This window comes from Metapseudomonas otitidis (assembly GCF_900111835.1).
Lineage (GTDB): Bacteria > Pseudomonadota > Gammaproteobacteria > Pseudomonadales > Pseudomonadaceae > Metapseudomonas > Metapseudomonas otitidis.
Genome location: NZ_FOJP01000018.1, coordinates 14,888 through 34,061 on the forward strand (window position 1 = coordinate 14,888; position 19,174 = coordinate 34,061).

At 67.5% G+C, this 19,174-nt stretch carries 16 protein-coding genes; 10 read left to right on the forward strand and 6 right to left on the reverse strand.

Going from position 1 to position 19,174, the window contains the following annotated elements; genetic code table 11:
• Nucleotides 1-101 precede the first annotated feature (101 nt).
• From fabB to BM198_RS22265, 3 genes are all read right to left on the reverse strand, one after another.
• A complete protein-coding gene (gene fabB / locus BM198_RS22255; protein ID WP_074972506.1) occupies nt 102-1,319 on the reverse strand; it encodes a beta-ketoacyl-ACP synthase I in 1,218 nt (405 codons plus the stop codon).
• 11 nt (nt 1,320-1,330) lie between these two features.
• A complete protein-coding gene (gene fabA, locus BM198_RS22260; RefSeq protein WP_044413996.1) occupies nt 1,331-1,846 on the reverse strand; it encodes a 3-hydroxyacyl-[acyl-carrier-protein] dehydratase FabA in 516 nt (171 codons plus the stop codon).
• Nucleotides 1,847-2,054: 208 nt separating this feature from the next.
• A complete protein-coding gene (locus BM198_RS22265) occupies nt 2,055-3,977 on the reverse strand; it encodes an ATP-binding protein (protein WP_074972507.1) in 1,923 nt (640 codons plus the stop codon).
• Between the two features lie 364 nt (nt 3,978-4,341).
• Here BM198_RS22265 and BM198_RS22270 point away from each other — a divergent pair, with 364 nt between their 5' ends.
• Genes BM198_RS22270 through BM198_RS22285 form a run of 4 tightly spaced genes read left to right on the forward strand, consistent with a single transcriptional unit; the run spans nt 4,342 to nt 6,667 of the window.
• A complete protein-coding gene (locus BM198_RS22270; RefSeq protein ID WP_069560232.1) occupies nt 4,342-5,364 on the forward strand; it encodes an NAD(P)H-dependent glycerol-3-phosphate dehydrogenase in 1,023 nt (340 codons plus the stop codon).
• Between the two features lie 29 nt (nt 5,365-5,393).
• Nucleotides 5,394-5,741 carry a DUF4389 domain-containing protein gene (locus tag BM198_RS22275; RefSeq protein WP_044413989.1) on the forward strand — a complete coding sequence of 116 codons (348 nt, stop codon included), beginning with the start codon at nt 5,394-5,396 and terminating at the stop codon, nt 5,739-5,741.
• Nucleotides 5,738-6,202, forward strand: a complete 465-nt coding sequence (gene sixA, locus BM198_RS22280; RefSeq protein ID WP_074972509.1) for a phosphohistidine phosphatase SixA — start codon at nt 5,738-5,740, stop codon at nt 6,200-6,202. The genes BM198_RS22275 and sixA overlap by 4 nt, the downstream gene beginning before the upstream one ends.
• Nucleotides 6,203-6,229: 27 nt before the next feature.
• Nucleotides 6,230-6,667 carry a hypothetical protein gene (locus BM198_RS22285; RefSeq protein ID WP_074972511.1) on the forward strand — a complete coding sequence of 146 codons (438 nt, stop codon included), beginning with the start codon at nt 6,230-6,232 and terminating at the stop codon, nt 6,665-6,667.
• A 36-nt stretch (nt 6,668-6,703) separates the two neighbouring features.
• Here BM198_RS22285 and BM198_RS22290 read toward each other — a convergent pair whose 3' ends face one another.
• Nucleotides 6,704-7,690, reverse strand: a complete 987-nt coding sequence (locus BM198_RS22290) for a TerC family protein (RefSeq protein ID WP_074972514.1) — start codon at nt 7,688-7,690, stop codon at nt 6,704-6,706.
• Between the two features lie 264 nt (nt 7,691-7,954).
• On the opposite strand from BM198_RS22290, the gene BM198_RS22295 reads away from it, so the two are divergent.
• Entirely contained in the window at nt 7,955-9,622 is a 1,668-nt protein-coding gene (locus BM198_RS22295; protein WP_074972517.1) for an AMP-binding protein, read from the forward strand.
• Between the two features lie 44 nt (nt 9,623-9,666).
• Nucleotides 9,667-10,110: a hotdog fold thioesterase gene (locus BM198_RS22300; protein ID WP_074972519.1), complete on the forward strand. Its 444-nt coding sequence runs from the start codon at nt 9,667-9,669 to the stop codon at nt 10,108-10,110.
• A gap of 40 nt (nt 10,111-10,150) precedes the next feature.
• On the opposite strand, the gene xthA is transcribed toward BM198_RS22300, so the two are convergent.
• A complete protein-coding gene (gene xthA / locus BM198_RS22305) occupies nt 10,151-10,963 on the reverse strand; it encodes an exodeoxyribonuclease III (RefSeq protein ID WP_074972521.1) in 813 nt (270 codons plus the stop codon).
• Between the two features lie 155 nt (nt 10,964-11,118).
• Here xthA and BM198_RS22310 point away from each other — a divergent pair, with 155 nt between their 5' ends.
• The 4 genes from BM198_RS22310 (at nt 11,119) to BM198_RS22325 (ending at nt 17,621) form a co-directional block, all read left to right on the forward strand.
• On the forward strand, nt 11,119-11,781 hold the full coding sequence (locus BM198_RS22310; RefSeq protein WP_074972525.1) for a GNAT family N-acetyltransferase: 663 nt from the start codon (nt 11,119-11,121) through the stop codon (nt 11,779-11,781).
• A 104-nt stretch (nt 11,782-11,885) separates the two neighbouring features.
• On the forward strand, nt 11,886-13,616 hold the full coding sequence (locus BM198_RS22315) for an autotransporter assembly complex protein TamA (protein WP_074972527.1): 1,731 nt from the start codon (nt 11,886-11,888) through the stop codon (nt 13,614-13,616).
• Entirely contained in the window at nt 13,613-17,260 is a 3,648-nt protein-coding gene (locus BM198_RS22320; protein ID WP_074972530.1) for a translocation/assembly module TamB domain-containing protein, read from the forward strand. The genes BM198_RS22315 and BM198_RS22320 overlap by 4 nt, the downstream gene beginning before the upstream one ends.
• Nucleotides 17,261-17,429: 169 nt before the next feature.
• Nucleotides 17,430-17,621, forward strand: a complete 192-nt coding sequence (locus BM198_RS22325; protein ID WP_052807676.1) for a putative motility protein — start codon at nt 17,430-17,432, stop codon at nt 17,619-17,621.
• Nucleotides 17,622-17,642: 21 nt separating this feature from the next.
• On the opposite strand, the gene BM198_RS22330 is transcribed toward BM198_RS22325, so the two are convergent.
• Nucleotides 17,643-19,127 carry a sensor domain-containing diguanylate cyclase gene (locus tag BM198_RS22330; RefSeq protein ID WP_074972532.1) on the reverse strand — a complete coding sequence of 495 codons (1,485 nt, stop codon included), beginning with the start codon at nt 19,125-19,127 and terminating at the stop codon, nt 17,643-17,645.
• Nucleotides 19,128-19,174 lie beyond the last annotated feature (47 nt).

Here is a 19,174-nt window from a genome sequence, read left to right on the forward strand (position 1 = left end):
TGCGGCGGTGGGGTTTGGGAAAGGTCTGATGCGGTTTTACGTGGGGCATGAAAAAGGCCCGTATCCGGGGATACGGGCCTTCAGGTGTCGCCGGGGGCCGGTCAGGCCTTGAAGCGCTGCAGCACCAGGGTGGCGTTGGTGCCGCCGAAGCCGAAGCTGTTGGACATGACGGTGTCCAGCTTGGCGTCTTCGCGAACCTGGCGAAGGATCGGCATGTCGGCCACTTCCGGGTCCAGCTCGTCGATGTTGGCCGAGGCAGCGATGAAGTTGCCTTCCATCATCAGCAGGCAGTAGATCGCCTCGTGGACGCCGGCGGCACCCAGGCTGTGGCCGGACAGGCTCTTGGTGGAGCTGATCACCGGGGCCTTGTCGCCGAAGACTTCGCGTACGCCGCGGATCTCCGCCACGTCGCCCACCGGGGTGGAGGTGCCGTGGGTGTTGAGGTAGTCGATCGGGGCCTGGACGGTGGACAAGGCCTGCTGCATGCAGCGGACCGCGCCTTCGCCGCTCGGGGCGACCATGTCGTAGCCGTCGGAGGTGGCGCCGTAGCCGACGATTTCGGCGTAGATCTTGGCGCCGCGCTTGAGGGCGTGCTCCAGTTCCTCGACCACCACCATGCCGCCGCCACCGGCGATGACGAAGCCGTCACGCTTGGCGTCGTAGGCGCGGGAGGCCTTTTCGGGGGTGTCGTTGTACTGGGTGGAGAGGGCGCCCATGGCGTCGAACAGGCAGCTCTGGCTCCAGTGCTCTTCCTCGCCGCCGCCGGCGAAGACCACGTCCTGCTTGCCGAGCTGGATCTGCTCCATGGCCTGGCCGATGCAGTGCGCGCTGGTGGCGCAGGCGGAGGAGATGGAGAAGTTCACGCCCTTGATCTGGAAGGGGGTGGCCAGGCACGCGGAAACGGTGCTGCCCATGGTGCGGGTCACGCGGTATGGGCCGATGCGCTTGACGCCCTTCTCGCGGAGGGTGTCGATGGCTTCCATCTGGTTGACGGTGGAGGCGCCACCGGAACCGGCGATGAGGCCGGTGCGCGGATTGGAGATCTGCTCGGGCGTCAGGCCGGAGTCCTTGATCGCCTGTTCCATCGCCAGGTAGGCGTAGGCGGCGGCGTCACCCATGAAGCGGAAGATCTTGCGATCGATCAGCTCTTCCAGGTTCAGATCGACGGAACCGGAAACGTGGCTGCGCAGGCCCATCTCGGCGTAGGCCGGGTTGTGGCGGATACCGGCACGGCCGGCACGCAGGTTGGCGGAAACGGTTTCCTTGTCATTGCCCAGGCAGGAAACGATGCCCAGGCCGGTGATCACGACGCGACGCATGCGGATAACCCTTAGAAGCTGTCAGTTGAAGTGAAGAGGCCGACGCGGAGGCCTTCCGCGCTGTAGATCTCGCGCCCGTCGACGCTGACGGTGCCATCGGCGATGCCGAGGATCAGCGAGCGGTTGATGGTGCGCTTGATCTGGATGTTGTAGGTGATCTTCTTGGCGGTCGGCAGGATCTGACCGAAGAATTTCACCTCGCCCGAGCCCAGTGCACGGCCGCGGCCGGGGTTGCCCTGCCAGCCGAGGTAGAAGCCCACCAGCTGCCACATGGCATCGAGGCCCAGGCAGCCCGGCATCACCGGGTCGCCCTCGAAGTGGCAGGCGAAGAACCACAGGTCGGGGTTGATATCGAGCTCGGCGACGATTTCGCCCTTGCCGTACTTCCCGCCGGTTTCGCTGATGTGAACGATCCGGTCGATCATCAGCATGTTGGGGGCGGGCAGTTGCGCATTACCAGGTCCGAACAGCTCACCGCGACTGCAGCGCAGCAGGTCTTCCCGGGAATAGGCGTTTTGTCTTGTCATGCGAGCTCCTAAATGGTCCCCGTACTGCAGGGCTTGGCATTTCGTCCACTGCCGTGCGCATAGCGCCGAATCGGCAGACTAGTCATAGACTGTTGCGTTGCAGTGAAAGTCACAGAGTACACTCGTACACCTGCATTCCGATCGTCCCGGGTCGCGCGAGGTGGGGTTCGAGGGCACAGCCTGCCGCACTTTATCACCCGTTGCCCACTCACCGAAGGTCGGGGGGGCAATCGGTCGCGCCGCCCAGCCAGCGCTGCAGCACACGCTGCAGGTCTGCCCGTTTGAACGGCTTGGCGAGGTAATCGTTCATACCCGCTTCCAGGCATGCTTCGCGGTCGCCCTGAAGGGCGTTGGCGGTGAGGGCGATGATGGGGACCCGGGTGCCTCCATTCATGCCGCGAATCTGACGGGTGGCTTCATAGCCATCGAGCACCGGCAACCGGCAGTCCATGAGGATGGCGGCGAACCCCGTGCGAGAAGCCGCCTGCACGGCCTGGGCACCGTCGCTGACCAGGCTGACGCGGTAGCCGAGGCTGCGCAGCATGGCTTCTATCACGGTCTGGTTGACCGGGTTGTCCTCCACCAGCAGCACGTCCTGGCCGTTGCCCGCCGCGGCCTGGTCCGGGTAGGGGCTGTCCGTGCGGTTCACCTGCTGGCGGAAGGGCAGGGGGATTTCCAGGGTGAACACCGAGCCCTGGCCCTGGTGGCTTTCGGCGCGCAGGGTGCCGCCCATGCGCTCGGCCAGGGTGCGGGCGATGGGCAGGCCGAGGCCGGTGCCGCCGTAGCGCCGGGAAATGGAGCTGTCGGCCTGCTGGAAGGCGTCGAACATGTGCTCCAGCCGTTCCGGGGGAATGCCGATGCCGCTGTCGTGCACGGCGCAGGTGAGCCAGAGCACCTGGTCGTCCAGCGCCTGCCACTGGGTGACCACGCGGATGCTGCCCTCTTCGGTGAACTTCAGGGCATTGCCGACCAGGTTCACCAGGATCTGCCGGATGCGCGTCGGGTCGCCCTGGACCTCCACCTGTTCCAGGCCGGGCTGAGTCTCCACGATCAACGCCAGGCCACGCTGCTGGGCGCTGTGCTGGAACACCTGCACCGAACCGTTGATCAGCTCCAGCAGGTTGAAGGCGATGCGCTCCAGTTCCAGCGCGCCCCGCTCGATGCGGGAGAAGTCGAGGATGTCGTTGATCACCTTCAGCAGGTGCTCGGTGGACTCGGTGGCCAGGGCGGCGTACTCGGCCTGCTCCTGGGTCATTTCGGTTGTTTCAAGAAGTTGCAGCATGCCCAGCACACCGTTCATCGGCGTGCGCAGCTCGTGGCTCATCATCGCCAGGAAGTCGGACTTGGCGCGGTTGGCCTGCTCGGCTTCTTCCCGCGCGGCAATCAGCTGGTCGATGGCCTGGCGCTGTTCCCGGCTGGCGCGGTCGAGGCCGCTGGCGAGGTTGTTGATGTGCCGGGCCAGGTCACCCAGTTCACCTTCCTCCATCACCGGCAGGCTGGCCTGGTAGTTGCCGGCCTGGATGGCCTCCACTGCCTGGCCCATGGCGCTGATGGGCTGTGACAGGCGGATGGCCAGGCGGCGCGCCACCAGGAAGGTGAGGATCAGGGCGAACAGCGCCAGCAGCGTGGCCTTGAGCAGTATCTCCTGCTGGCGACTGCTGAACGCATCGTTGGACATGCCGACCACCACGCGCCCGAGGTAGCCGGTGGCCAGCTTGCTGTCGCCACGTCCGGCGTGGAACAGCGTCTCGTTGCCCAGTTGCACCTGCTGCAGGCGGATGGGCGCATGGAAGATCTCCACCTGCGCACCGTTGCGTTCGAGGGTGCCCGGCTGCTCGACGTAGGCGAGGATGGCGTCGTCCTGGTCGCGCACTTCCAGGAAACGCACATGGGGGGTGTCCAGGGTGGCCTTGAGCAGGCCTTCCAGCACCGGGCGGTTGCCGGCGATCACGCCGTATTCGGCTGCCGGCGCCAACTGGTTGGCGATCAACTGGCCGGTGTGGTTGAGCTCCTGGCGCAGGTCCTGCAGCCGGGCGAAGGTGAAGAAGCCGGTCAGCAGCAAGGTCAGCAGCAGGGCGGGGCCAAGACTGATGAGTTGGGTGCGGGTGTGGATGTCCCAGCTGCGGGTCATGGGGTGGTGCCTCCTGGGCCCGTCAGCGTGGAGTCAAGGTGCGTCAGCCCCCGGGCGTTTCCGCTTTGGTCGCTCGCCCGGGCGCCCGCGTCACCTTGGCGGCATGCGAGCCGTCGGGTAGAAGAGGCGGGCGAGGGGTGTGGAGGCATGCAGGGGTCTCGGCGCAGGGCTTGCCAGGTTGGGTGATGGCCGTTCGGCGGGCGTTCGGCACCGCAAAACCACGAAACGGTCACATGGGTGCGGGATTTTCGTCGCTCCCCCGCGGCTTGACCAGTGGCAGATGCCCGGTTTGAGACTGGTTGGTCGCTCGGGCCTCCGTATAATGCGCGGATTCGCCACCCGGGTGGCTCTACATGGACTGGTTATGACTCGAGATCAATCGATCGCAGTGCTGGGTGGCGGCAGCTTCGGCACCGCCATTGCCAACCTCCTCGCCGAGAACGGCAACAGCGTGCTGCAGTGGATGCGCGACCCCCAGCAGGCCGAGGCGATTCGCCAGAACCGCGAGAACCCCCGCTACCTCAAGGGGGTGAAGATCCACCCCGGGGTCAGCCCCAGTTCCGACCTGCCGGCCGTGCTGGCGGCCTGCGACCTGGTGTTCGTGGCTATCCCCTCCAGCGCCCTGCGCAAGGCCCTGGAGCCGGTGGCCGAGCAGCTCGAAGGCAAGCTGCTGGTGAGTCTGACCAAGGGCATCGAGGCCCAGAGCTTCAAGCTGATGAGCCAGATCCTCGAAGACGTGGCGCCCAAGGCGCGCATCGGCGTGCTCTCCGGCCCGAACCTGGCCAAGGAAGTGGCCGATCACGCGCTGACCGCCACCGTGGTCGCCAGCGAGGACGCCGAGCTTTGCCAGCGCGTGCAGCAGGCCCTGCACGGCAAGACCTTCCGCGTCTATGCCAGCGCCGACCGCTTCGGCGTGGAGCTGGGCGGCGCGCTGAAGAACGTCTACGCCATCATCGCCGGCATGGCCGCCGCCCTGGGCATGGGCGAGAACACCAAGAGCATGCTGATCACCCGGGCACTGGCCGAGATGACCCGATTCGCCGTCAAGCTCGGCGCCAACCCCATGACATTCCTCGGCCTGGCCGGTGTCGGTGACCTGATCGTCACCTGCTCCTCGCCCAAGAGCCGCAACTACCAGGTGGGCTTCGCCCTGGGCGAGGGGCTGTCCCTGGAGGATGCCGTGGCCCGCCTGGGCGAGGTGGCCGAGGGGGTCAACACCCTCAAGGTGCTGAAAGCCCGTGCCGAGGAACTGCAGGTCTACATGCCGCTGGTCTCCGGCCTGCACGCCATCCTCTTCGAAGGGCGCACCCTGGCCCAGGTGATCGAGGTGCTGATGCGTGGCGAGCCGAAGACCGACGTCGACTTCATCCCCACCAGCGGCTTCTGAACCAGCCGCCCCAGGACCAGGAGCTAACCATGAGCAATGAGCAAGAAGACCTGCAGCGCGAGTCCATCCTGCTGCGTGTGTTGTGGATGCTGATCTTCGTCATCGTCTGGCAGTTGGCCGAGATCGTGCTCGGCGTGGTGGTGCTGGCCCAGTTGGGCTACCGCGCCTTCTACGGCGCGCCCAACGGCGGGCTGATGGCCTTCGGTGACAGCCTCAGCCAGTACCTGGCCCAGATCGGCCGCTTCGGCACCTTCAATACCGAGGAAAAGCCCTGGCCGTTCGCCGACTGGCCGACCCCGCGCGCGCCGGAAGGCGAGGCCGCCCACAGCGTGCCCCCGGCGCCCCACCCGGTACGTGACGAAGAGCCGAAGCTGTGAAGCTCTGGCTGCTGCGCCACGGCGAGGCTGAGCCCCGGGCCGCCACCGATGCCGAGCGACCGCTGACCCGCAACGGCCGCCAGGAGGTGCTGCAGGCTGCAGCCCGCCTGGCGGGAGTGCCATTGGACGCGATCATCGTCAGCCCCTACCTGCGCGCCCGGCAGACGGCCGAACTGGTGGTCGAGGCCCTGGCATTCCAGGGGGCGGTGCTGGTGGAGGGCTGGCTGACACCGGAAAGCGACCCGCGCGAGGCGCTCGACCGACTGGCTCGGCGGGAGGAGAGCCAGCTGCTGCTGGTGACCCACAACCCGTTCGTAGGGGAACTGGCTGGCTTGCTCGTCCACGGCCATCGCCAGCAGCCATTGGCCATGAGCACCGCCAGCCTGGCCGAACTCGACGGCGCAATGCCCCTGGCCGGGGTGATGGACCTGCGTGCGCTTCACCATCCCCATCGCCTGTGACCCCGCCGGGGCTCAAGGAAGACTGCCGTGATCCGTGATTTCACCCGCCAGGCACTCGCCTGGCTTCTGGCCGTGGCCTGCATCCCCTTCGCGGGCGCTGCCGATCACCCCGACCCGTCCTACTTCGTCGGCCGCTACTGGGTGGTGGGCCGCCTGCCGGACAGCGGCACGCCCTACAGCGGCGACCTCAAGGTCTACCTGCATGAGGGCGAGATGGCGCTGTACTGGGAGGTGGGCGATGAGGTCTGGACCGGGCGGGCGACCTTCGTCGAGTCGGAGCTTGTCGATACCGCCACCCAGCTGCGCATCACCGTCGAGCGCAATGGCCATCCGTACGAAGGGACGCTGCTCTGGCGTAACGACCTGGACAACTACCCAAGGGTCTCGGGCTACATCTACGACCCGAAGGTCGACACCGACAAACCGGGCTTGGAGGCCTGGTTCCCCAACCCCGAGTCCCCCTGAACGAAACGCCCGGCCAAGGGGCCGGGCGCAGTGGGGTCAGTGGCTGGGAGCCTTGTCACCCCTCGTCTTCCAGAGCGAGTAAAGTACGCCGCCGATCAGCAGGCCGAGGGTCACGCTCAAGGAGATGACCGGAGGAATCTTGCCGATGAAGCCCACCAGGAAGATCTTGCCGCCGATGAACACCAGCACCAGGGCCAGGGCGTACTTCAGGTAGGCGAAGCGGTGGATCAGCGCCGCCAGGGCGAAGTACAGGGCCCGCAGACCGAGGATGGCGAAGATGTTGGAGGTGTAGACGATGAACGGGTCCTGGGTGATGGCGAAGATCGCCGGGACGCTGTCCACCGCGAACACCAGATCCGCCAGCTCGATCAGCACCAAGGCCAGCAGCAGCGGCGTACCCCAGAGCACCACACGGCCGCTGGTGTCCGGCTGGCGGACGAAGAAGCGCTGGCCGTGTAGTTGGTCGGTAATCCGCATGTGACGTCGCAGGAAGCGCACGAAGCGGTTCTCCGCCAGGTTCGGCTCATCGTCCACCTTGGCGAACAGCATCTTCACGCCGGTGATGACCAGGAACACGCCGAACACGTAGAGGATCCAGCTGAACTCATGGATCAGTGCGGCGCCCAGGGCGATCATCACGCCACGCAGCACGATCACGCCCATGATTCCCCAGAACAGCACTTTGTGCTGGTACTGCCGCGGGATGGCCAGGAAGCTGAAGATCATCGCCATCAGGAACACGTTGTCCATCGACAGCGACTTCTCGATCAGGAAGCCGGTGACGTAGTCCATGCTCGCGTCAGCGCCTTTCTGGTGCCAGACCCAGAGGCCGAACAGCAGACCTGCAGTGATGTAGCCGGCGGAGAGCATCAGGCTCTCCTTCACGCCGATCTCGCGCTCCTTGCGATGGAGCACGCCGAGGTCGAAGGCCAGCAGAGACACGACTATGGCGATGAAGACCAGCCAGAGCCAGGTTGAGGTGCCGAGGAAGTCGGCGAAGAGAAATGAATCTAGGGCAGTCATGAGCCCCTCCTTTCAGTCGAATTGAACCAACTATGACTCCGACATGGCGGCGCTAACCGTCAGAGGGGCCCGGCGTCATGGCGGCGAGAATACGGACCGCCTCCTACCCACTCAAGCTGGCCTTTTTGCAAATTGTGTACGCCGCCGACAGACGTCACGGTCGATACATTTCTTAACTTGCGCCTGGGATGGCGTGCGTGGAATAGTCGACCAAGCAAGTGCTTGGTTGTCCCCGATTCACAAGAATAAGAAGGAGGAGGCCCTGTGGCTGATGCAGTCCGTTTGCCGCTCGACATGTTCTTCGAGCGTGAAGCACGTCATCCCAATAAGCGTTACCTGGTGCAGCCCATGGCAGGCGGCCAGGTGGAAGAGCTAACCTGGGGCGATGTCGGCGACCAGGCGCGACGCGCCGCCAGTTGGCTCAGGGGGCGCGACCTCCCCCCGGGCAGCCGCATCGCGATCATTTCCAAGAACTGTGCCCACTGGATCGTGGCCGACCTGGCGATCTGGATGGCCGGGCACGTCTCGGTGCCCCTGTACCCCAACCTCACCGGCGAGTCCGTCCGCCAGGTGCTGGAACACTCCGAAAGCGCCCTGGCGTTCATTGGCAAGCTGGACGACTGGCCGGCCATGAGCGGCGGGATTCCCGAGGGTGTGGCGACCATCGCGCTGCCCATCCACCCCGAGGGCACCTTCGACTACGCCTGGTCGGACCTGCTGGATTCCACCCCCATCCGCGACAACCCCCGCACCCGTCCCGAGCAGCTCGCCACCATCATCTACACCTCCGGCACCACCGGCACGCCGAAGGGCGTCATGCAGAGCTTCGGCAACTTCGCCTTCGCCGCCGAGCACGGCGTGCAACTGTTCAATACCGGCGAGAGCGATCGCCTGCTGTCCTACCTGCCGTTGTGCCACGTGGCCGAGCGGATGTTCGTCGAGATGGCTTCCCTCTATGCCGGGCAGACGGTGTTCTTCGCCGAAAGCCTCGACACCTTCCTCCGCGACCTGCGCCGCGCGCGGCCCACGGCGATCTTCGGCGTGCCGCGCATCTGGACCAAGTTCCAGATGGGCGTTTTCGAGAAGATGCCCGCCCAGAAGCTGGACCGCCTGCTGCGCCTGCCACTGATCGGCCGCTTCATCGGGCGCAAGGTCCTCGCCGGCCTGGGGCTCGATGCCGTGCGCGTCGCCCTGTGCGGCGCGGCCCCGGTGCCCGAGGCGCTGCTGCACTGGTACAAGCGCCTGGGCCTGGACGTGCTGGAGGTCTACGGCATGACCGAGAACTGCGGCTATTCCCATGTCTGCCGCCCCGGTGAGCAGAAGACCGGCTGGATCGGCCGCAACAGCCCCGGCGTCGAAGTGCGCATCAGCGAGGAAGGGGAGGTCCAGGTCCGCAGCGGCGCCACCATGCAGGGTTACTACAAGGACCCGGAACGCACCGCCGAGACCATCACCCCCGACGGCTTCCTGCGCACCGGCGACAAGGGCGAGCAGGACGCCGACGGCAACCTGCGGCTCACCGGCCGCATCAAGGAGATCTTCAAGACCAGCAAGGGCAAGTACGTCGCCCCCGCACCCATCGAGAACCGCCTGGCCGTGCACACCCGCATCGAGCAGGTGTGCGTGGTGGGCGACGGCCTGCCGCAGCCGATGGCCCTCTGCGTGCTCTCCGAGGTGGGGCGCCAGGAGGCCGGCAACGGCACCCGTGAACAGCTGGAAGGCAGCCTCCGGGCCCTGCTCGACGAGGTCAACCAGGCGCTGGACAAACACGAGCGCCTGCTCGGCCTGGTGCTGGTGAAGGACGTCTGGGCGGTGGACAACGGCTTCCTCACTCCGACCCTGAAGATCAAGCGCAACGTCGTCGAAGGCACCTACGGGCCGCGTTTCCCCGAGTGGATCGAGCGTCGCGAAACGGTGCTCTGGCACGACTGAAGTCCGCGCCGGTCACCCCGGCGCCCACCCAACAAGGAGTCGACATGAGCCTGTGGCGCGAAACCCCCGATCTGGACCGCCTCAACGCCACCCTGCGCAACACCATCGGCGAGGTGCTGGACATCCGCTTCGAAGCCTTCGACGAGGGCTCGATCACCGCCAGCATGGTGGTGGACGGCCGTACCCACCAACCCTACGGACTGCTCCACGGCGGCGCGTCCGTGGTGCTGGCCGAAACCCTCGGCTCCACCGCCGCCTACCTGTGCATCGACACCAGCCGCTTCTATTGCGTAGGGCTGGAAGTGAACGCCAACCACCTGCGCGGTCTGCGCAGCGGCAGGGTCACTGCGGTTGCCCGGCCGGTGCACCTGGGGCGCTCCACCCATGTGTGGGACATCCGCCTCAGCGGCGACGATGGCAAGCCCAGCTGCATCTCGCGGCTGACCATGGCTATCGTGCCCCTGGGGGAGGAGCCGCCGCGCAGCTGATGTGCAAAAGAAAGGGGTCGCTTCAGCGGCCCCTTTTCATTCATGCCAGGTCCAGCCAGATCGGCGCGTGGTCGGAGGGTTTCTCCATGCCGCGCAGATCGTAGTCGATCCCGGCATCGCGCAGTCGCGCCTGCAGCGGCTGGCTGGCGAGGATCACGTCGATGCGCAGGCCGCGCTTGGGGGTGTCCTCGAAACCGCGACTGCGGTAGTCGAACCAGCTGAAGCGATCATTCACCTCGGGGTGGAGGTCGCGGAAGCTGTCCACCAGGCCCCAGCCTTTCAGGGTGGCCAGCCACTCGCGCTCTTCCGGCAGGAAGCTGCACTTGCCGGTCTTCAGCCAGCGCTTGCGGTTCTCCTCGCCGATGCCGATGTCGCAATCTTCCGGCGAGATGTTGATGTCGCCCATCACCACCAGCGGCTGGGAGGGGGCGAAGCGGCTTTCCAGCAGCGCCTGCAGGTCGGCATAGAAGCGTTGCTTGGCCGGGAACTTCACCGGGTGATCGCGGCTCTCGCCCTGGGGGAAGTAGCCGTTCATCACCGTCACCGGGTTGCCCTGTTCGTCGGCGAAGGTGCCGTAGATGAAGCGGCGCTGGGCGTCCTCGTCATCCCCCGGGAAGCCCTTGTGCAACTCCAGCGGTGCCTGGCGCGACAGCAGCGCCACGCCGTAGTGGCCCTTCTGCCCGTGGTAGTGGACGTGGTAGCCGAGCTGGCGGATCTCCGCTTCCGGGAACTGCTCGTCGGCCACCTTGGTCTCCTGCAGGCCGATCACGTCGGGCTGGTGCTTGGCGATCAGCGCCTCCAACTGGTGGGGGCGGGCGCGCAGGCCGTTGATGTTGAACGAAACGATCTTCATGGGGGCAGCCATCCGGAAAAAGTATCGAATCCTAGCCCAACGCCCGCCGGGCCTGCCAGCACATGGCGGCGGGGCAGGGGGGCTGCTAGCTTTTCAGCCAGCCGGGGCAACTGCCCATCGCGGCGACCATAACCAGAACAACGAGGACACCGTGCATGCCCGGATACGTCACCCAAGCGCCGGTCGAAGTGCGCCTGCTCGACCGCGGCTACAGCCGCGAGGCCCGTTCGCTGCTCTACCACGCCTACCGGCACGAGCCCACCTACGCCTACCTGCTGGATGCCAACCGACCCGGCTATGACCAGCGCGTGCGCGCCACGGTGCGGGAGCTGGTCAAGCAGCACTTCATCGAGGAACTGCCGGCCATCGGCCTGCTGATCGAAGAGCGCCTGGTGGGCATCGCCCTCATCGCCCCGCCCCAGCGCCGGCTGGACATCACCGAAAGCTGGGGCTGGCGCCTGCGCATGTTGCTGACCACCGGCCTGGGCTGCACCCGGCGCTTCCTCGAATACCACGAGGCGGTGCTCGCCTGCCTGCCGCCCGGCCCGTACCACGTGCTGCCGTTGCTCGGTATCCACCCGGAGTTCCAGGGGCGCCAGCTGGGCGAGCGATTGCTCCAGGCGCTGCACGAATGGTGCGCCGAGGACGCCGGCTCGCAAGGCGTGGTGCTGGATACCGGCAACCCGCGCTACCTCGACTTCTACCAGCGCCAGGGCTACCAGTTGCTCGGTGAGGTCGCCGTCGGGCCGGTGCTGGAGCGGGTCTTCTTCCACCCCAACCCGGCCCAGGCGCTGGAAGGCGTTGGCGTGAGCGCCTGAGCCGCCATGGTTGTCAGCCCGACACATCGCGCCATGAAATCCTCGGCCGACGAGGCGTCTGTGACTGAAGAAAGGCAGCGGAACGCCGTGCTAGCATCCCGCGCATGAATGTTCGTCAAGGAATGCGCGGCCTAATGGCGCTCGCGCTGTTGGCCCTGTGCCCGCTCGCGCTGGCCAAGGCCTCGCTGGAAGTGAAGGTGTCCCCGGCCAATGCCGAGCTGAAGGCCAATATCGAAGCCTTCATCGGCAGCCTGGGGGATCGAGATGAAACCGCCCTGCGTCGTTTCCGCCGTGCCGCCGAGGAGCAGGCGCGCCAGGCGGCGCAGGCGCTCGGCTACTACCAGGCGGAGATCGACAGCCAGGTACGCCCCGGCAAGGACCCGGTCCTGCAACTGGACGTGCAGCCCGGCGAGCCCGTCCGCCTGCGCCAGGTGACGGTGCGGGTGGAAGGCGAGGCCGCTGGCCTCAAGGCCTTCAAGGTGCCGAAAAGCAAGGCCCTGGCCCCGGGCGAGCCGCTCAACCACGGGCTCTACGAAGACGCCAAGAAACTCATCCAGAGCCAGGCCCTGCGCTACGGCTTCTTCGATGGCCGCTTCCGCTCCCAACGGCTGGACATTGACCCCCGTGCCGGTGTCGCCGACATCGAACTGATCTACGACAGCGGGCCGCGCTACGCACTCGGCCGGGTCGCCTTCGACGGCGACACCCCCTTCGATCCCGACCTGCTGGCGCGCTTGGTGCCGTTCCCACCCAACACACCCTACGACGCCGACCAGGTCGCCAAGCTCAGCCAGAACCTCCAGGCCAGCGGCTACTTCGAGGAAGTGCGGGTGGACGCCCAGCCCGAGCCCGGTGCTGGCCGGCTGATCCCGGTGAAGGTGCGTCTCGGTGCCGTCAAACCCCGCACCCTGGGCCTGGGCGTCGGCTTCTCCACCGACGTCGGTCCCCGTGCCCGGGCCAACTGGACCCGCCACTGGATCAACCCCCAAGGCCACCGCCTCGGGGCAGAAAGCGAAATCTCCACAGCACGGCAGAGCGTCGGCACCTGGTACGAAATCCCCCTCGACCCGCCGCTGACCGACAGCCTGCGCTTCACCAGCGGCTTCCAGCGCGAACAACTCACCGACGTCGAAAGCCGCCGTTTCACCCTGGGCAGCCAATGGCAGTCCAAGCTGCCGGACGACTGGCAGCGGGTCGTCTCCCTGCGCTGGGAGCAGGAGATCTACGACTTCGGCGACGGCAGCCCCAACGGGCGCAGCAGCTTCCTCATCCCCGGCATCGGCTACAGCGTCACCCGCAGCGACAACCGCCTCGACCCCAACCAGGGCTACCACCTGCAACTGGACGTGCGCGCTGCCAAGGAGGGCGTGCTGTCCGACGCCGACATGACCTACGCCAGCGCCATGGCCAAAGGGCTCTACACCCTGCCGGGCGGCCATCGCCTGCTGGGCCGGGTCCAGGCCGGCGGCATCGCCACCACCGATTACGGCGCCATCCCGCCCTCGCTGCGCTTCTTCGCCGGCGGTGACCAGAGCGTGCGGGGCTATGACTACCAGACGCTTTCCCCGGAGGACCGCCAGGGCAACAAGGTCGGCGGCCGCTACATGGTGGTGGGTAGCGCCGAATACCAGTACCCCATTGCCGAGCGTTGGCGCATTGCCGCCTTCGTCGACCGTGGCAACGCCGTCAACAACCTCAAGGACAAGCTCAAGACCGGCGCCGGCATCGGTGTGCGCTGGGTTTCCCCGGTCGGGCCGATCCGCCTCGACCTGGCCAAGGCCCTGGATGATCCCGGCGGCTTCCGCATCCACTTCTCCATGGGGCCGGAACTGTGAGGCGCGTGGTCAAGGGGGCGTTGCTCGCCCTTGGGCTCACCCTGGGGTGCGTGGTGGCGACCGGAGCCTGGCTGCTGGGCAGCGAGAGCGGCGCACGCTGGGCACTGGGGTTGGTGCCGGGGTTGGCGGTGGAGGGTTTCAGCGGCCACCTGGGCGGCCAATGGCAGGCACAGCGTGTGGTGTGGCGCCAGGGCGAAAGCGTGGTCGCTATCACCGCCCCGCGCCTGGACTGGCAGCCCGGCTGCCTGCTGGGCATGACGCTGTGCATCGACCAACTGGCCGCCGACGAGGTGGCCCTGTCGTTCCCGGGGGAGGGCGGCAGCACTGACGAAGGCCCCGTCCGCCTGCCCGCCCTCGCGCTGCCGGTCGGCATCCGCCTGGGCGAGGCTCGCCTGGGGCGCCTCAGCCTGGATGGCGAGGCGCTGCTGGCCGATCTCCAGCTTCGCGCCACCTGGCTGGCGGACGGGCTCACCCTGGAACGTGTCAGCCTCCGTCGTGACGACCTCGCGTTGGACCTGCAAGGGCACCTTGCCCCCAGTGGGGATTGGCCGCTGGAAGCCACCGGCACCCTCGGTTTGCCGGCCCCAGGCGGCCAGGCCTGGTCACTGGCGTTGCACGCCAAGGGCGACCTGCAAGGGCAACTGACCGTCCAGGCCGACAGCGCCGGTTACCTGCAAGGCCGCCTGGAAGGCGAACTGCAGCCCCTGGCCGACCACCTCCCAGCCTCCGCCACGCTGAAGGTGGACGCCTTCAAGGCCTCGCCGGACCTGCCCGACACCCTGCAATTACAGCGGCTCACCCTCCAGGCCCGCGGCGACCTGGCGCAAGGCTACGCGGTTGAAGGGCACGCCAGCCTGCCGGGCGAGGGCGGTGACGTACGCCTCGATCTGGCCGGCCGTGTAGACGCCAAGGGCGCGGACCTCAAGCGACTGGCCCTGATGGCTGCGCCGGAGCAGACGCTCGACCTGAACGGTCGGATCGACTGGCAACAGGCCCTGGCCCTGGATGCCCGCATCGCCTGGCGTGACTTCCCCTGGCACCGGCTGTATCCCGCGATCGACGAGCCGCCCGTGAGCCTGCAGCGCCTCGACGGCCAGGTGCAGTACCTCGACGGCCACTACCACGGGCAATTCGATGCCGCCCTGAAGGGGCCGGCCGGCGACTTCACCCTCGCCAGCCCGCTCAAGGGTGACCTGGGCCAGGTGGAGCTGGCCTACCTGCGCCTGACCGCCGGCCAGGGCAAGGCCCAGGGGCGCATCCAGGTGGGCTTCGCCAGCGCAGTGGATTGGGACGCCCAGCTTGCCCTCAAGGACCTCGACCCCGCCTACTGGGTCGCCGAACTGCCCGGTCGCCTGGCCGGCAACCTCGCCAGCCAGGGGCGCATGGCCGATCGCCTCGCCCTCACGGCGGACCTCGACCTCAAGGGCCAGCTGCGCGGCCAGCCCGCCGTGCTCCTGGCCAAGGCCCGTGGCGAAGGGCAGCGCTGGACGCTGGAGCAGGTCCAGGCACGCCTGGGCGACAACCGCATCGACGGCCAGGGCCGCCTGGAGGAGCGCCTCGATGGCCGGCTGGACATCGCCCTCAATCGGCTCGGCCAACTCTGGCCCGGCCTGTTCGGCAGCCTCAAGGGGCGCCTCGACCTCGCCGGCAGCCTCGACGCACCCCAGGGCCAACTGGCCCTCGATGGCCAGCGGATCGGCCTCGGTCCCCAGCGCCTGCGTCAATTGCGCCTCCAGGCCAGGCTGGATGCCCGGCAGAACGGCACCCTGCAATTCGATGCCGACGACCTCGAATCCGGCGAGCGCGCCCTGGGTGACCTGCGCCTGACCGGCTCGGGCACGCTCCAGCGGCAGCAGGCCGAGCTGAGCCTGAAGGGCCCCGACCTGGGGCTTGGCCTGGCCCTCGACGGGCAACTGAAGGACGGCGACTGGCGCGGCCGCCTCAGCCGTGGCGACGTGCGGCTCGGCACCCAGGACTGGCGCCTGGAGCAGGCCGCCTCGCTGCAGCGCCTGGCCGACGGCCGCCTGGACCTGGGCGCCCATTGCTGGCGTTCCGGCGAAGCCAGCCTCTGCGCCGGCCAGCAGCGCCTCATGCCCGAACCCAACCTGGACTACCGCCTGCGGGACTTCCCCCTGGCCAGCCTGGCGCCCTGGCTGCCGGACGACTTCGCCTGGCAAGGGCAGCTGGACGGCGACCTGCGGCTGCAACTGCCATCCACCGGCCCCAGCGGCCGCATCCTGCTGGATGCCGGCAGCGGTGTGCTGCGGGTGCGGGAGGAGGGGGCCAAGGGCCAATGGCTGGATTTCCCCTACCAGAGCCTGCGCCTGGAGAGCAGCCTGCGCCCGCAGCGGGTGGACAGCCGCCTGCTGTTCGAAGGCGGCAAGCTCGGACGCCTGCGCCTGGACGCCCGCATCGACCCGCGCCCGACCCGCAAGCCGCTGCAGGGTGACTTCCAGCTGGAGGGCCTGGATCTCGCCGTGCTGCGACCCTTCGCCCGGGGCGTGGAGGAACTTGAAGGTCGCCTCGATGGCAGCGGCACCCTCGGCGGCACCCTGCTGGCACCCAACGTGATCGGGCAGGTGCGGCTGGGCGGAGGCCGCCTGGCCGGTGGCGAGCTGCCCACGCGGATCGAAGACCTCACGCTGGATGCACGCATCGCCGGCGAGCGGGTCGAGCTGTCCGGCACCTGGAGCGGTGGCGAAAAGGGCCAGGGCAGCCTGGGCGGCAGCGTCGCCTGGAGCCAGGGCCTGGATGTGGACCTGGCCCTGCGCGGCAACAGCCTGCCGGTGGTGGTGGAGCCGTATGCCAACCTCGACGTCGACCCCGACCTGCGTGTGCGCATGGCAGAGGGCCGGTTGGCACTGTCCGGCACCGTGCGCGTCCCCCGGGGCACCATCAAGATCCGTGAACTGCCGCCCCAGGCCGTGCGGGTCTCGTCGGATGCCCACCTGGTGGGCGAGCAGGACGAGGAAGCCCCGCTGCAACTGGCCATGGACGTCAACGTCGAAGTGGGCCAGGAACGGCTCAGCTTCAGCGGCTTCGGCCTGACCGCCGACCTCGCCGGGCACCTCAAGGTCGGCGACAACCTGGCCGCGCGCGGCGAACTGAACCTGAAGAACGGCCGCTACCGCGCGTACGGCCAGCGCCTCGACCTGCGCCGCGCGAGATTGCTGTTCGCCGGCCCGCTGGATCAGCCCTATCTGGACGTGGAAGCCGTGCGAAAGATCGGCGACGTCACCGCCGGCATCCGCCTCAACGGGCGTGCCGACGAGCCGACCACACAAGTGTTCTCCACCCCGGCCATGAGCCAGGAACAGGCGCTGTCCTACCTGGTGCTGGGGCGCCCCCTGGAGCGCGGCAGCGACGGCAACGCCCTGGGTCAGGCCGCCCTGGCGCTGGGGTTGTCCGGCAGTTCTTCGTTGACCAGCGACCTGGCGCAGAAGCTCGGCCTCAAGGACTTCCAGATCGGCGACGACGGCGCCACCGGCGTGCTCACCGACCGCCTCAGCATCCGCTATGGCCTTGGCGTACTGGAACCCACCAGCGTGGTGGCGCTGCGCTACGAACTGACCCGGCGCCTCTACCTGGAAGCCGCCAGCGGCCTGGCCAGCTCGCTGGACCTGTTCTACAAGCGGGACTTCTAGCAGGCAGCCGTGATCGAGGTTTCGGCCCGGAGCCCGCGCTTGAGTCCCCTGGCTTCCCGTGCCGCTGCAAGCGCAACGGCGGGCCTTCCAGGCGACTGACGGTGCTGTTCGGGGCGCCGGCATGGCCTCAGAATCCCGTCATCTTCCCCCGTTGACGTGCGAGGTCGCCGTGGACGTTTCCGCCAGCTCCATCTCCGACGCCAGTGCCGCCCAGCTCGCCATGAAGGTGCAGGTCTCGGTGCTGAAGAAGTCCGTCGACCTGCAGTCCCAGAGTGCCCTGGCATTGCTGGAGGCGCTGCCCGCACCGGTGAGCAACAGCAACCCGCCGAACCTGGGCAACGTCATCGACGTCACCGCCTGAACCTCGGCAGCTTCCCCCTCTTTATTCCTGTCCGGCGGTCTCGCTGCAGGTGCGGTCGCGCCCGGCCTGCTTGGCACGGTAGAGCGCCCGGTCGGCGCGGGCAATGAGGCTGTGCAGGGTGTCTCCGGGGCGCAGTTCGGACAGCCCGATGCTCACGGTCACCGCTGTCTCGCCACCGTCGAAGTGGTGGTGCGCCTCGGCAACCCGCTCCCGCAGCTTTTCCGCCAGCTGCAATGCCGTGGCACTGCCGGTGTCCTTGAGCAGCAGGATGAACTCCTCGCCGCCCCAGCGGCAGAGAATGTCCGCCTGGCGCACGCCCGCCCGCAGGTTCTCGGCGAAGCCCTGCAGCACCTGGTCACCGGCCAGGTGACCGTGGGTGTCGTTGAGTTCCTTGAAGTGGTCCAGGTCCAGCAGCAGCGCGGTCAGCGGACGCTGGTCACGCAGTGATTCCTGCAGCGCCTGGCCCGCCAGCAGGTCGAAGCCGCGACGGTTGGGCAACCCGGTGAGGCTGTCGGTGGTGGCCAGCGCGGCGATGCGGTCGCGGTAGCGGCGCACCATCAGGTACAGCAGCACCAGCACCACCAGTGTCACCGCCAGGCTGATGCCCAGGTTGAGGTAGAGCACGTTGCGCACCGGCGACAGGGCGCCTTCTTCGGTCTTGTCGACGAACAGGTACCAGTCCAGCTCAGGGATGAAGCGGGCATTGAGGTAATGCTCGCCGTCGGGGGCGTGGTACTGGTGATTGCCACCGCGCTGGTGCAGCACTGCCCGTACCACCGGGGCCAGGCCCGGCAGTTCCCCGAGGTCCTGGCCCACGCGGCTGCCTTCCGGCCCGCCCTGGGCGCTGGTGAGCACCACGCGGCCGGTGGTGTCGGTGAAGTAGATGGTCCGCTGGTAGCGCTGTTGGTACTCGTCGATCAGCTTCACCACTGCGTCCACCGTCAGACCCACGCCAGTGGCACCGAGGAAGCGGCCGTCGTAGTCCAGCACCTTGTAGTTGATGAAGATGGTCAGCCGGTCCTGGTTGGCCATGTCCACGTCCACGTTGATCTCGTAGGGCGTCTCCATGTCCCGCACGCGGTAGTACCAGACGTCCCGGGGCTCGTCCGGCGAAACCTTCTTCAGTACGCCCCGTGACTGGTAGTAGGTGCCGGTGCGCTCGGAAATGAAGAAGCTGGTGAAGGCGCCGTAATGCTCCTGGACTTCGCGCAGGTAGCGGGTCATGCGTTCCGGGTCCTGCTCGCCCTGCATGGCCCAGTCCCGCAGGAAGGTGTCGCGGCTCATCATCGAGGAGATCAGGATGGGCCGCACCAGGTCTTTCTGGATCTCGGAATAGACGTTGTCCGAGGTCAGCGGCAGCTCCGTGTTGACGATGCCGTCGCGGATCGACTCGAGGGAGGCGTAGTAGCTGACCAGCGATGTGACGGTGAAGCCACAGGTCAGCAGGAGAACGAGCAGGGCAACGAGGAAGCGCTGGTTACGCAAGCGGGGCAGGTGGGCTGACATCGGAGCGTCCTGGGGCAAGTGGCCACATGCTAGCCACTTGCCCCGCC

Coding starts and splice junctions, on each gene's coding strand:
- fabB (WP_074972506.1), bottom strand. CDS start 1,319: ATGCGTCGCGTCGTGATCACCGGCCTGGGCATCGTTTCCTGCCTGGGC.
- fabA (WP_044413996.1), bottom strand. CDS start 1,846: ATGACAAGACAAAACGCCTATTCCCGGGAAGACCTGCTGCGCTGCAGT.
- BM198_RS22265 (WP_074972507.1), bottom strand. CDS start 3,977: ATGACCCGCAGCTGGGACATCCACACCCGCACCCAACTCATCAGTCTT.
- BM198_RS22270 (WP_069560232.1), top strand. CDS start 4,342: ATGACTCGAGATCAATCGATCGCAGTGCTGGGTGGCGGCAGCTTCGGC.
- BM198_RS22275 (WP_044413989.1), top strand. CDS start 5,394: ATGAGCAATGAGCAAGAAGACCTGCAGCGCGAGTCCATCCTGCTGCGT.
- BM198_RS22290 (WP_074972514.1), bottom strand. CDS start 7,690: ATGACTGCCCTAGATTCATTTCTCTTCGCCGACTTCCTCGGCACCTCA.
- BM198_RS22300 (WP_074972519.1), top strand. CDS start 9,667: ATGAGCCTGTGGCGCGAAACCCCCGATCTGGACCGCCTCAACGCCACC.
- xthA (WP_074972521.1), bottom strand. CDS start 10,963: ATGAAGATCGTTTCGTTCAACATCAACGGCCTGCGCGCCCGCCCCCAC.
- BM198_RS22310 (WP_074972525.1), top strand. CDS start 11,119: ATGCCCGGATACGTCACCCAAGCGCCGGTCGAAGTGCGCCTGCTCGAC.
- BM198_RS22315 (WP_074972527.1), top strand. CDS start 11,886: ATGAATGTTCGTCAAGGAATGCGCGGCCTAATGGCGCTCGCGCTGTTG.
- BM198_RS22330 (WP_074972532.1), bottom strand. CDS start 19,127: ATGTCAGCCCACCTGCCCCGCTTGCGTAACCAGCGCTTCCTCGTTGCC.